Here is a 12,520-nt window from a genome sequence, read left to right as displayed (position 1 = left end):
TGGCATCTCTGGTTGACTTACGCTTGCGCTTTTTGAAGTCCTTCTCCGCAATCAACCCCTTGTGGAGTTTTTCGTGACAGCTCTCGCAAAGGGTAACTTGGTTGTCCGGGGCGTCGCCGCCTACCTTCCTGCTCTCCAGATGGTGGACGTGAAGCCGGACTTCCTTCTTTTTGCTTGGATGAGTTCCGCAGCATTGGCAAGTGTAGTTGTCTCTCCAAAGCACGTATTGCCGTACATTGTAGTGACCATACATCTCGCCCTGCTGGTAATCCTCACCTTGCGGAACGGGCTTTCCATCCGCAATGGCTTTCAGCAGCTGCAGGTCGAACTCGGCGGTTTCTACGACCACCTTGCTGACGGGCAGGATACCACAGACGCGCCGGATGGCAGTGATATGCTCTTGGATTTTACTTCCTCAGAAGGTGCGAGCCAGCCTTTATGCTTGCTCCGCACGCGGTTGTCGAACCGTGGCTTGCGATACCGGGTCTTGCGGTTTCTCCGGGCTCTGCGGAACTCTCGACGGGTGGATAGTAAATCCACCACGTCATTTCGAGGTTTTACTTCCGCGGAGAGCAGCTCCTCTTTTGTAGTGGATACGGACATTCCAATGGTCTTACTTCCCGCGTCCACGCCCAAAATGACTTCTTGGGTGTAGCCGCTGCTTCCGTAGATCAACTGGATGGTAAAGGGCGTCCTCTTCTTCACTTTGGCTTTCCCTTCATCCAGCAGATGACGGGCTTTTGCCGGGGAGCAGGGCATCAGCGGACGCCCGTGTTTATTGATGATATACACTTTGTTTGGCATGATGCCTTCCTCCTTCTTCTTTGATTGTGGCTAACGAAAAAGCCACGCGGCCTTTCGGCCATCAGGTATCCGTACCCAATGTTATCTCAAGGTTTTCGTGTGCAACACCGCTCCTTACCCTCAGAGCTTTTAATCACACACCGCAGTGCGGCAGGTTCGGATTCACGCCCGCCGGTGCCTATTCTTACATTCTTGAGTAACGTAGTGCTCGAAACACTTAGGGTAGTCAATCAGGGCTTACGATTTCTCGCAAACCCCCTCCAAATCGTTAGATTTGGTGGGGGTTATTGACATCTGCCTCCTATCAGCCGTACAGGGAGATCAGCACGCCCGCGGCGATGGCGGAGCCGATGACGCCTGCCACGTTGGGGCCCATGGCGTGCATCAGCAGGAAGTTGCCGGGGTTGTACTTCTGGCCCACCATCTGGGATACGCGGGCCGCCATAGGCACGGCGGACACGCCGGCGGAACCGATGAGGGGATTGATCTTCTCCTTGAGGAACAGATTCATGAACTTGGCAAGCAGGACGCCGCCGGCGGTGCCGAAGCTGAAGGCCACCACGCCCATGGCCATGATCTTGATGGTCTGGAGGGACAGGAAGGTGGTGCCGGTGGCCGTTGCGCCCACGCTGACGCCAAGGAAGATGGTCACGATGTTGATGAGCTCATTCTGAACGGTTTTGCTGAGCCGCTCCGTAATGCCGCACTCCTTAAAGAGGTTGCCCAGCATGAGGCAGGCAATGAGGGGGGCGGCAGAGGGAACCAGCAGCGCCACGAAGATGGTCACTACGATGGGGAAGATGATCTTCTCCTTCTTGCTGACCTCCCGGAGGGGCTTCATAACGATCTGGCGCTCTTTTTCCGTGGTCAGCAGCTTCATGATGGGAGGCTGGATCACGGGGACCAGCGCCATATAGGAGTAAGCCGCCACGGCGATGGGGCCTAAGAGGGCCGGTGCCAGCAGAACAGTGACGAAAATGGCCGTGGGGCCGTCTGCGCCGCCGATGATGCCGATGGCGCTGGATTCCGGGCCGGTGAAGCCCATGAAACGGCAGCCCACGAAGGTGATGAAGATGCCCAGCTGTGCGGCCGCGCCCAGCAGCAGGGACTTGGGGTTGGCAATGAGGGGACCGAAGTCCGTCATAGCACCCACGCCCATGAAGATCAGGCAGGGATAGATGCCCAGCTTCACACCCAGGTAGAGAATGTCCACCAGTCCCGGGGTGATGGTGATGTCAGAGAGGGTCATGCCGTAGTAGGCAGCGGCCTGCTCCGCCTGCACCAACGCCTGAAGCTGTGCTTCCAGAGGGGTGATGGCGGCTCCGGCCTCCTCCGTGACGGCGGCGATGGCCTGTTCCACCATCTCCGGGGAGAAGGCGGTCTGGGCGGCGGTCATCAACTGCTGGATGTAGGGGGCCAGCACGTTTTCTGCTACGCCCTGACTGTGGAGGTCCGCCAGCAGCGACGCCGTGACGGGTTGCCCGCCGATGAGGTCCCAGTGGATGTGGCCCCCGGCGAAGAAGATCTCGTGGAACATATTGGCACCGGGGAGGTTGGTGATGAGCATACCGAAGGCGATGGGCACCAGCAGCAGCGGCTCAAACTTCTTTACAATGCCCAGATACAGCAGCACGCAGGCGATGCCCAGCATGATGAGGCAGCGCCAGTTGCCGTCCTGGGAAAAGAGGTAGAAGCCGGTGTCCTGTAAAAAGCGAATGATCGCGTCCATATCGGCCCTGCCTTACTGGAGGACGCACAGCAGCGTGCCGGACTCCACGGAAGCGCCCTTGGAGGTATTGACGGAGGCCACCACGCCGTCCCGGGGCACATGATCTCGTTCTCCATCTTCATGGCCTCCAGAACCATCAGCACGTCGCCCTTTTTCACGGCCTGACCGGCGGTGACGTTGACGGCCAGAATGTTGCCGGGCATGGGGGCGCAGATCTGCTCACCGGCAGCCGGTGCGGCAGACGCGGCAGGTGCGGGGGCAGCGGCGGGAGCCGCCGGGGCGGAAACGGGGGCGGAGCCGGTCAGCTCTTCCAGTTCGACTTCATAAACCGTCCCGTTGACGGTGACTCTGTACTTTTTCATGTGTGTTTCTCCCTCTCCTTACACTTTTTTCATGGAAACGATGCGGATGCCGGTGATGTCGGTGCCCAGCTCCTCCGCCAGCGCGGCGGATACGGCGGCTACCAGCTCCGGTGTTACCTCACCGGCGGTCTGGGGCGCAGCCGGGACCGGTGCCGGGGCGGCCTTTTTCCCGCGGCCCACCACGGCGCTCATGAGATAGGTCAACGCGATCAGGCAGATCAGCCCGAAGAACACCGTGCCCATGCCCATGAGACAGACAAAAATGCTGCTGTACTCCATACGATACTCCCTTTCGTGATTCCCCCACCGGGAAACAGTGCTCCGCCGCTGACGGAGCGCAGCCCGGCTTGTGTCGGGGGCAAGGTACTGTGGCTATCATACCATGCCGGCGCGGAAAAGCAAAGAGTCTTGTGAAAAAGGACGCCGATTCTTAGCGGATGTTTTTTGAAAAATCTGTCAGAATCCACACTCAGACAGCAGGGGGAGGGGCTGCTTGCTCTCTTTGCTGAATCGTAAAACGATTACGGAAAAATTGAGGCAGAGATCCGCTGCGGACTGCAAGAATGGCGTTGCGGAGAGGGGCTGCTTGTGATACACTTAACAAAAGGTTCATTTAAATGCAAGAGGTAGGGCTTTAGCCTTATGTTACTCCGTATCGAATGCGGTGTTTAGGAATCCAAAGAGGTAAACACCCAGCTTTTCAAGGAAAAATGAACCAAAGACAACGGTAAAGAACCCCCGTAGATTTGAAATTCTAAAATCAGAAAGGACTCTTTGACAATGAAACCTAAATTTGACGGCTATGCGGCACAGTATGACGCTTGGTTCATGGAGAATGAGAACCTGTTTCAGAGTGAGCTTCGCCTGTTCCAGAAAGTGCTCGGTGATATTCAGGGCAAACGCGTGCTTTCCGTGGGCTGCGGCAGCGGCCTGTTTGAGAGCATGATCGACTGCAGCGGTATCGAAGGCATTGAGCCCTCCCGCGACATGGGTGCCATCGCAGAGAAGCGCGGCGTGAACGTGGTGGCCTTCGGCGCGATTGAAGATGCGGAGCTGGAGGAGAATGCCTATGATGTGATCTATCTCAACGGCAGCTCCAGCTATATGGAGGACTTGACCCGGGCGTTTGACGTCTGCAAGAAGGCCCTCAAGCCGAACGGCACCTTTATTTCGCTGGACGTTCCCAAGGAGAGCGCCTTTGGGTTCATGTATCTGCTGGCAAAAGAGGTAGGCACCTTTGACCACCCGTTCCTCAACGGCGTTATGCCCAAGCTGCCGTATCCCCACGAGCTGTGCTGCGCAGGCGTGTGGCATTCCACGGAGGAGAAGATCGACGTGCTCAAGGCATTGGGCTTCCACGATTTTGACTTCTATCAGACCCTGCTGAAGAACCCTATGTACACCAACGAGGACGTGGAGGATGTGGTCCCCGGCTATCAGAGCGGCGGCTATGTGGCGATCATCGCCCATAAATGAAAGAGGAGGACGGCGTGAAGCTCTCACAAACACTCTATGCCCGGGCGGAAAAAATCTGGCCCCGGTATCTTTGCCACCCGTTTGTGACGCAGATGGCAGATGGAACGCTGCCGCCGGAAAAATTCCGGTATTATATGCTTCAGGATTATTTATACCTCAAGGATTATGTGAAGATCTTTGCGGCAATCATCCAGAAGGCTGACGATTTTGAGCAGATCCGCTTTTTGAGCGGAGAGCTGGCGGACACCATCGGAGAGACCTTCCGCACCCACATTCCGTATATGAAGCGCCTTGGCATTACGGAGGAGGAGATCCACAGCACCCGTCCTCACATGGACAACAACGCCTATACCCATTACATGCTTTGGGAGGCGCAGACCGGGGATGTGCTGACTGGACTGGTGACGCTTCTGAACTGCTCCTGGAGCTATGCGTATGTGGCGGAAAAGATAGTCGAACGCTGCCCGGATGCGCTGCGGGACAAGCGTTACGGCTCGTGGTTCGCGGGCTACGTTTCAGAAAGCTACCGGCGAACCAATCAGATGCTCATTGACCGAATTGACGCACTCAGCGGATTCATCGACGAAAAAACAGCAGAGCACCTCTGCGAGATCTTTGAAAAGTGCTGCCTGTTTGATTTGCGCTTTTGGGACATGGTCTACGCTATGGGTGGCAACTGAATCGAGCCCTTTTGATACAGAGGTCTCTACCCGCAAGACCTCTGTATCACAGAGAAAACAGATCATCGCCATCGCCAACAGTCACATCAGCGGCAGAAAGCTCGGTGCGCCTCTGACCAATATGTCCCTGAGTATTCTCCGGGACAAGAGCTATGAGCGTATGGACTATCATCTCCACTATTACAGCATCAACGTCAACGGAAAAGACCTCCGATCCAGCACCTTTTTCATCAAGGACAGTGGCGAGCTCATCGGCCTGCTGTGCATCAACTTTGACGACAGCCGCTATCGGGATGTCTGTGACCGCATCCTGAGTCTGTGCCATCCGGATCTGTTTGTGACCGATGTGCTGGCGCAGCCGCTGCCGGAGAACGAAGATGGTGTATCCGCCCGATCCTCCCCGGAAAAATTCCGCAACTCCGCAGATGCGGTGGCTTTGGACGCCATCAATCGGGAACTGGAACGGATGGGGGTCACGCCGGAGCAGCTGACGCCGGAGAAACGGCTGCAAGTCATCGCAGCCCTGGAATCCGGCGGGCTCTTTCTGCTGAAGGGTGCAGTCAAAAGTGCCGCCGCCAGTCTCCACTGCTCTCCGGCCAGCGTATACCGCTACATCACTCAAATCAAGAATTCGGACAACGGGCAGATCTGAATTCCAGCCTTGCGGGCCGCAAGCTGCCGAATTTCCACATCTGTGCCAATCATCTCATATCAAGGGCTCGACCCGCAGAAGGAGGCAAACCATGCTTCAGGAATATCTTCGCAGGATCGGATTGCTTTTGGTCGGTCTGTTGGTCAGCGCCATCGGCATCACGCTGATGCTTCAGGCCAATATCGGCTTGGAGCCTTGGAGCGTTCTCCAGCAAGGTATCGCCAAGACCTTCGGCATCACCTACGGTACCGCCGCCAGCATTGTCGGAGCCGCAGTCATTGCCATTGCTTATTTTTGCGGGGAGAGTTTCGGCCTCGGTACGCTGGCAAATATTTTCGTCTGCCCGATATTCATCGACATCCTGTTGTACCTGAACTGGATCCCTTTGTTTGAGCGCTTCTCGACCGGTTTGGCCGCGCTGCTGATCGGCATGGAGCTGCTGGCTCTGGGGACATGGATGTATATGAAAAGCACCTTAGGCTCCGGTCCTCGCGATGCGCTCATGGTCGTACTGGCCCGTAAGACGCACCGGACGGTAGGCCTTTGCCGCGCCGCCGTGGAAGTGGTCATTGTATTCATCGGCTGGCGGCTGGGCGGTCAGGTGGGCATCGGTACCATCGTTGCCGCAGTGGGCGTCGGCTCCCTGTTCAATCTGAACTTTGGTCTGCTGCGCTTCAACCCTGCCCTGCTCCATCAGGAGAATCTGCCGGAGACCCTTCAGCGGTTCCGTGGGCGGAAAACCATCACCTGAATGCCCGGTCAAGATTACCTGTGGGGACAAGCATACCGAATGGAGTTACACCCTAAATAAACCCGGAGTACCATGCCGATAGCGGCACAGTACCCCGGGTCCTTTTTAGAGATAGCCTTTGAATACACGCTTGAAATTACCTTGTGGATCTTTGGCGGCCTTTATTATGATAAGTAATATTTAAGGGGGTACGATTTGTAGTAAATCGCACCCCTGATTTAGCATTGCTCTAAGCGGTTGTTGATATTGCCCTTGTGCGTGGATAGCTCAAGGCGTGCATCTGTTTTTAACGGAGCGGCATCATTGCCCCCAATTAAATATGATAGCATAGGCAAAGGCGCGAATCAATTCACAGAACAGTCAAAGTTTTTCTGCAAATTTTAACATCCCTGCGAATTGATATTCCGGCGGATTTGCGTATAATAAAAATCAGGAAAGGGTGAGTCCAATGTATCACTAAGAGTACCCTAGCAAGCGAAAAACCAAAGCTTTCCGAAAACTGAAGAATGTGAGGTTACGTCAATGATTGAACCCAAGATGCATGAGTAACGGCCTTCAACTGGGAGACAACGGTTGAAGGTCGTTACTTTTTTGCCTGATTCCATTTTGGGGTCCGCACTGCGTTTCCGCGCCCTATATGTCAGGGGCGCAAAAACCCAAAGGAGACCGGAGGCTCCGGCTTACTGCAGCTTGGCCGTGCCCACATTCTCAAAAACCGCGTTTGCCCGACAGGGGAGAACTGCTCAGCCGTTGGCTGCGAGCGGGGTCTCCGGATCGATCCGTGACGGCAGGCGGTTGAGCTTGCAGTAGTACCTGTAAAAACGCTCTGCCAGTGATTTTTCATAAAAAATACCTCCAACATAGTTTGGGCGGAAACCCACTGCCTTTAGGCGGTGGGAGGAGCCCTGTTCGTAAAGGCGCATCATCCTTGGTTTTCGATATACTTTTGGATAATTGCCGAGGATACTTCCCCGATACTACAGGCAAAGTATCCCATCGGACCAGAATATCCTTTTCTTCCAATAGTGTTTGGCCAGGAAAGGACCGAATCTTTGCCAAAGATGATGTGTCGTTTCTTGTTTTAGTGTCTTAACAATGTTACAGACGGAATCCGTCGTGTCGTATCCGAGAAGGATATGCACGTGGTCTTTGTCGGTTTCCATTGCCACGATTTCGCAGTGATGAGCATCAGCGATGCTCTGAATCTTTTGTTTTATGGCATCAATCCATAAGTCACCTCAATGCGCCTTGGCATTCACTATCTATTATTACATAATAGCATTAGTGAAATAACAAAGAAAGGAGGATTGACTATGGCTCAAATGTCCATCATGGCAAAAATCCAAGTAGTGGCATCTGATGAAGATAAGACGTTACTTGATGAAACGATGTCTGTCTATCGTGAAGCGTGCAACTATGTTTCGGACTATGTGTTTCGCACGCACGATTTAAAACAGTTTTCGCTCAACAAGGCTCTGTATCCTACGTTGCGCGCAGAATTCGGACTGAAATCTCAAATGACTCAGTCCGTATTCAAGACGGTCATTGCCAGATATAAGACCATCCTTGAGAATCAGAAAGAGTGGATCAAACCGTCTTTCAAGAAACCTCAGTATGACCTCGTCTGGAACAGAGATTACTCCCTGACACAAGACCACTTTTCCATAAACACGCTCGGTGGAAGAGTAAAACTGCCTTATTTCGCGGAAGGGATGTCGCAATACTTCGACCGCTCTATCTACCGGTTCGGCACTGCCAAACTGGTGAACAAACACGGGAAATACTTTCTATACATCCCTGTGACCTATGATGTGGAAGAGAGTGATCTCTCCGATATCTGTAATGTTGTAGGCATCGACCGAGGCATCAACTTCGTCGCTGCAACTTACGATAGCAAGCACAAGTCCGGGTTTGTGAGAGGTCGGTCCATCAAGCAGAAAAGAGCCCACTATTCAGCACTTAGAAAAGAACTCCAGATGCGGCATACCCCGTCTTCAAGACGTAGACTCAAAAGGATCGGTCAACGAGAAAACCGTTGGATGCAGGATGTCAACCATTGTGTATCAAAGGCACTCGTTGTAAATAACCCCGCGCACACTCTCTTCGTTCTGGAAGATTTGTCCGGTATTCGTCATGCCCCGGAGCGTGTCAAAACGAAGCATCGCTATGTTTCTGCATCGTGGGCTTTCTACGACCTTGAACAGAAACTCATCTACAAGGCGAAACAGAACCAATCTTCCGTAATCAAGGTCGATCCTCGGTATACCAGCCAGTGCTGTCCCGTCTGTGGACACACCGAAAAGGCAAACCGCAACAAGAAGATACATCTGTTTACCTGTAAGAACTGCGGCTACAAGTCGAACGATGACCGTATCGGCGCAATGAATCTGTATCGCATGGGAATCAACTATCTATATGATAGTCAAGTACCTGATACAGTTGCGGCAGAGTAAACTTTGCCGCAAAGGGTGCAGTCAACCACCCTACGATGTAACGCCACTTGAGACAGCAATGCCTCTTGGGGTTAAAGGTCGGAGGAGCTATCCGTTACTACGACTGGGCAGTTACAAGCCCATGGCCTTTTGGCCGTGGATTGTTGACTACAGCACATTCAAAGCACAAAAGCAACCCGTTTTCCCGGCAATTATTTTTTATTATTTCAAAATTTCGCACACTTTGAACGATTGAACAAAAAAACGGAGCAGATCCGAAGGGACAACAGGGAAGGGGGCGCCCCCGAAACGGAGGAATATTCATGGCACGCTTACTGATGAAAAACGCATCCCACATCGTCACCTGCGACCCCAGCGACACCGTGTACACCGACAGCAATTTGCTGATGGAGGACGGCGTCATCACCTACATCGGCCCGGAGGAACAGCAGGCGGAGGAGGTCATCGACGCCGCCGGTTGCATCGTCTATCCCGGCCTCATCAACACCCATCACCATCTGTACCAGACCTTCAGCCGTAACCTGCCTCAGGTGCAGAATCTGGAGCTGTTCGACTGGCTGAAGGCCCTGTACGAGATCTGGAAGAATCTGGACAGCCGGGTGATCTACCACAGCTCCGTCACCGGCATGGGGGAGCTGATGAAAAACGGCTGCACCACCTGCTTTGACCACCATTACGTTTTCCCACAGGGGCAGGCGGAGGGGCTGCTGGACGCACAGTTCGCCGCCGCGGAGGATCTGGGCATCCGGATGTACGCCTCCCGTGGCAGCATGGACCTGAGCAAGAAGGACGGTGGCTTGCCGCCGGACAGCGTTGTGCAGACCGTGGACGAGATCCTGCGGGATTGTCAGCGTGCAGTGGAGACCTACCATGATCCGTCCCGATTCTCCATGCGGATGGTGGCGCTGGCACCCTGCTCACCCTTCAGCGTTTCCGAGGAGCTGCTGCGGCAGTCCGCAATTTTGGCCAGAGATCTGGGCGTGCGGCTCCATACCCACCTCTGCGAGACGAAGGACGAGGAGCGCTTCGTCCGGGAGCGGTGCGGGATGCGGCCTCTGGAATACATGGAATCCCTTGGTTGGATCGGCCCGGACGTCTGGTATGCCCACGGCATCCATTTCAACGGGGAGGAACTGCGCCGTCTGGCGGAGACCGGCACCGGCGTTGCCCATTGTCCCATCTCCAACATGAAGCTCAGCTCCGGCGTGTGCCGGGTGCCGGAAATGCTGGAATTGGGCGTTCCCGTGGGCCTTGCGGTGGACGGCAGCGCCAGCAATGACGGCTCCAATCTGCTGGAGGAGCTGCGGGTGGCCTATCTGCTCCACCGTCTCCAATCCAGTGAAAAGGCTCCCAGCGGCTACGACGTTCTGAAAATCGCCACCGTGGGCAGCGCGAAGATCCTGGGCCGGGACGACATCGGCTCTCTGGAAGTGGGGAAGGCCGGAGACCTGTTCGCTATCGACACCCGGCGTCTGGAGCTGGTGGGGGCGGATCTGGACCCGAAATCCCTGTTGGGGACCGTGGGCTGGAAAGGCCCGGTGGATTACACCGTGGTCAACGGCAAGGTCACGGTCCGCAGCGGAAAGCTGGTGAATCTGGACGAGGAAAAAGCTGCCCGGGAGGCCGCCGCGCTGGTGCGGGATTACCTGTCCCGCTGAGACCGGCCTGCTCCATCCTGCGTTGAAGCCGGGCCGTTTGGTAATTTATCCGAAAAATGAGCAGTATGCCGCACGGATTTTCCGTGCGGCTTGTTTACTGGTGCGGACCGTCTGCCCCGCAAGAGCCGCTCCGTTTCCCGGACAGGGGCCGCTTGCGGAGAATTGGCAGGATATCGGGCCGTCTGCGACGGTTTTACAGACGGCGGCGTGGGAGGAAAAAGTTCAAAAAGCGTACTTTGAAACCTTCACAATTATTCAAACTTTACTTTTTTTACCCGGTATGCTTGACTGAATATAGGCAATATGCCCAATCCGATAGGTGCACCTGCTATTGAACGGCATATGATCCGGACCCCTGGGAAAAACGAATGTCAATCGAATTTCAGAGGAGTTAAGAAAGGAAAAGAGGAAGTTTTGCTATGAAGATGAAACGTTATTTGAGCCTTCTGCTGGCCGGTACGCTCGCACTGGCCCTCACCGCCTGCGGCGGCAGCGCCAAGACTGATCCGGGCACTTCCAATCAGCCCTCCACTTCAGATGAGAACTGGGCCCCCAAGGAAAATGTTACCATGATCGTATCCTATAAAGCGGGTTCCGGAACCGATAACACCGCCCGTGTGCTGGCCGCCTATGCTGAAAAGTACATCGGCAAGCCGGTCATCATTGAAAACCTGGAAGGCGGCTCCGGCTCCATTGGCTGGACGGCCCTCTCTCAGGCGGCCCCGGATGGCTACACGCTGGGCTTCATCAACCTGCCCAACTTCAACGCCACCATCTCCGAGGGTCTGGCAACGTATACCGTGGACAGCTTCGCTCCCATCTGCAACCATGTGACGGAGACCTCCGTGGTTCTGGTGAAGGCGGACTCCCAGTTCAACACGCTGGAGGATCTGGTGAAGTTCGCAAAGGACAACCCCGGCAAGCTGAAGGCTTCCACCAATGGCAACCGGGCATCCAACCACATCGGTGCGCAGGTTCTGGCTACTTCTGCCGGCTTTGAATATACCGACATTCCTTACGGCGGCACCGCCGACCAGCTGCTGGCGCTCCGTCAGGGCGAGGTGGACTTCTCCGTGGCCAAGGTAGCGGACTTCGCTTCCTTCACCTCTGAGGTCAAGGTTCTGGCCGTCTACAATCAGGAGCGTCTGGAGGGCTATCCCGACGTGCCTACCATGGGCGAACTGGGTTACTATGACCAGTGGCTGGGTTCCTCCCGCTGCATCGTGGCGCCTGCCGGCACCCCCGAGAATGTGATCAAGTTCTATGAGGACGCCTTCCAGAAGCTGATGGAGGACGCCGACTATCTCAAGGCTGCCGAGGCCGCTGGGATGGAGACTGACTATAAGAACAGCGCAGACACCGCCGCTCTGATCAAGCAGCAGCAGGACTTCACTGAAAGTCTGGCCGACGTTTGGGGCGACTGATCCCCATTTTGTGCGGGAGCAGCCGGTGGTTGCTCCCGCCTTATTTTTCCGCATCAATGCAGTGCGAACTGGAGGGCACTATGAAAAAAACTGATATTGGCGTTGTAGGCTTCATGTATGCGGTCTGCGCCTTTTTCTTCCTGATGTCCAGAGATCTGAAAAAGGGAGCTCGGATCTATCCTCTGTGCATCATTGCGATCCTGTTTCTGCTTACCACCGGTTATGTGGTTGAAATGCTGTTTGCCGCGAAAAAGAACGGGGTGACCAGCGGTATTCCGGAAATCTTCGAAGGGTTCCAGCCCAAGCAGTTTTTTATCGTTCTGGGAATGCTCATCGCATATCTGGCCGGTATGTACTTCGTCGGCTTCTATCTGGCGACCATCGTGCTGATGGCGGCCAGCCTGCTGTATCTCAGGGTCCCCAAGTGGCAGATCCTGATCTCTACCATTGTGATCATCGGACTGGTCTATGGCGCGTTTACCATGTTCCTGGGTGTAAAGCTGCCTGTGGGCCTGCTGTTCAAATAAAGGG

14 protein-coding genes and 1 pseudogene are annotated in these 12,520 nt (G+C 54.9%); 9 read left to right on the top strand and 6 right to left on the bottom strand.

Annotated features, from left to right (window positions below; genetic code table 11):
- From H8Z83_RS19430 to H8Z83_RS17015, 5 genes and pseudogenes are all read right to left on the bottom strand, one after another.
- Window positions 1–349, bottom strand: a 349-nt coding sequence (locus tag H8Z83_RS19430; RefSeq protein ID WP_207732085.1) for an HNH endonuclease, incomplete at its 3' end; no start/stop codon positions are given.
- Window positions 340–804, bottom strand: coding sequence for an RRXRR domain-containing protein (locus H8Z83_RS19425; RefSeq protein WP_207732084.1), 465 nt, complete (start codon window positions 802–804; stop codon window positions 340–342). The genes H8Z83_RS19430 and H8Z83_RS19425, both read right to left, overlap by 10 nt.
- A 304-nt stretch (window positions 805–1,108) precedes the next feature.
- Window positions 1,109–2,533 carry a sodium ion-translocating decarboxylase subunit beta gene (locus tag H8Z83_RS17025; protein ID WP_187016161.1) on the bottom strand — a complete coding sequence of 475 codons (1,425 nt, stop codon included), beginning with the start codon at window positions 2,531–2,533 and terminating at the stop codon, window positions 1,109–1,111.
- Window positions 2,534–2,545: 12 nt separating this feature from the next.
- A pseudogene (locus tag H8Z83_RS17020) lies at window positions 2,546–2,895 on the bottom strand (biotin/lipoyl-containing protein).
- 18 nt (window positions 2,896–2,913) lie between these two features.
- The gene (locus H8Z83_RS17015) at window positions 2,914–3,174 is read right to left on the bottom strand and encodes an OadG family protein (protein WP_187016160.1); all 261 of its coding nucleotides are present in this window, start codon (window positions 3,172–3,174) and stop codon (window positions 2,914–2,916) included.
- 501 nt (window positions 3,175–3,675) lie between these two features.
- On the opposite strand from H8Z83_RS17015, the gene H8Z83_RS17010 reads away from it, so the two are divergent.
- The 4 genes from H8Z83_RS17010 to H8Z83_RS16995 all read left to right on the top strand — a co-directional run bounded on the left by H8Z83_RS17010 (window position 3,676) and on the right by H8Z83_RS16995 (window position 6,454).
- Window positions 3,676–4,371 carry a class I SAM-dependent DNA methyltransferase gene (locus tag H8Z83_RS17010; RefSeq protein WP_187016159.1) on the top strand — a complete coding sequence of 232 codons (696 nt, stop codon included), beginning with the start codon at window positions 3,676–3,678 and terminating at the stop codon, window positions 4,369–4,371.
- Window positions 4,372–4,385: 14 nt separating this feature from the next.
- Window positions 4,386–5,051, top strand: a complete 666-nt coding sequence (tenA, locus tag H8Z83_RS17005; protein WP_187016158.1) for a thiaminase II — start codon at window positions 4,386–4,388, stop codon at window positions 5,049–5,051.
- On the top strand, window positions 5,041–5,703 hold the full coding sequence (locus H8Z83_RS17000; protein WP_253099723.1) for a helix-turn-helix transcriptional regulator: 663 nt from the start codon (window positions 5,041–5,043) through the stop codon (window positions 5,701–5,703). The genes tenA and H8Z83_RS17000 overlap by 11 nt, the downstream gene beginning before the upstream one ends.
- 91 nt (window positions 5,704–5,794) lie before the next feature.
- The gene (locus tag H8Z83_RS16995) at window positions 5,795–6,454 is read left to right on the top strand and encodes a YczE/YyaS/YitT family protein (RefSeq protein WP_187016157.1); all 660 of its coding nucleotides are present in this window, start codon (window positions 5,795–5,797) and stop codon (window positions 6,452–6,454) included.
- A gap of 977 nt (window positions 6,455–7,431) precedes the next feature.
- On the opposite strand, the gene tnpA is transcribed toward H8Z83_RS16995, so the two are convergent.
- Window positions 7,432–7,671: an IS200/IS605 family transposase gene (tnpA, locus tag H8Z83_RS19740; protein WP_366464526.1), complete on the bottom strand. Its 240-nt coding sequence runs from the start codon at window positions 7,669–7,671 to the stop codon at window positions 7,432–7,434.
- A 96-nt stretch (window positions 7,672–7,767) separates the two neighbouring features.
- Between tnpA and H8Z83_RS16985 the strand changes: the two genes are divergently transcribed.
- From H8Z83_RS16985 to H8Z83_RS16965, 5 genes are all read left to right on the top strand, one after another.
- The gene (locus H8Z83_RS16985; RefSeq protein WP_187016156.1) at window positions 7,768–8,907 is read left to right on the top strand and encodes an RNA-guided endonuclease TnpB family protein; all 1,140 of its coding nucleotides are present in this window, start codon (window positions 7,768–7,770) and stop codon (window positions 8,905–8,907) included.
- Between the two features lie 302 nt (window positions 8,908–9,209).
- Window positions 9,210–10,565: an 8-oxoguanine deaminase gene (locus tag H8Z83_RS16980; protein ID WP_187016155.1), complete on the top strand. Its 1,356-nt coding sequence runs from the start codon at window positions 9,210–9,212 to the stop codon at window positions 10,563–10,565.
- A 37-nt stretch (window positions 10,566–10,602) separates the two neighbouring features.
- Complete coding sequence (locus H8Z83_RS16975; protein WP_187016154.1) at window positions 10,603–10,857, top strand: hypothetical protein; 255 nt, start codon at window positions 10,603–10,605, stop codon at window positions 10,855–10,857.
- Between the two features lie 127 nt (window positions 10,858–10,984).
- Window positions 10,985–11,989 carry a tripartite tricarboxylate transporter substrate binding protein gene (locus H8Z83_RS16970; protein WP_187016153.1) on the top strand — a complete coding sequence of 335 codons (1,005 nt, stop codon included), beginning with the start codon at window positions 10,985–10,987 and terminating at the stop codon, window positions 11,987–11,989.
- An 80-nt stretch (window positions 11,990–12,069) separates the two neighbouring features.
- Window positions 12,070–12,516, top strand: coding sequence for a tripartite tricarboxylate transporter TctB family protein (locus H8Z83_RS16965; RefSeq protein WP_187016152.1), 447 nt, complete (start codon window positions 12,070–12,072; stop codon window positions 12,514–12,516).
- The last annotated feature ends 4 nt before the right edge of the window (window positions 12,517–12,520 follow it).

It is taken from the genome of Dysosmobacter segnis, from assembly GCF_014297285.1.
Classification (GTDB): Bacteria; Bacillota; Clostridia; order Oscillospirales; family Oscillospiraceae; genus Oscillibacter; species Oscillibacter segnis.
The sequence above is the reverse complement of the archived record's forward strand: the minus strand, read 5'-3'. Positions and strand labels throughout refer to the sequence as shown.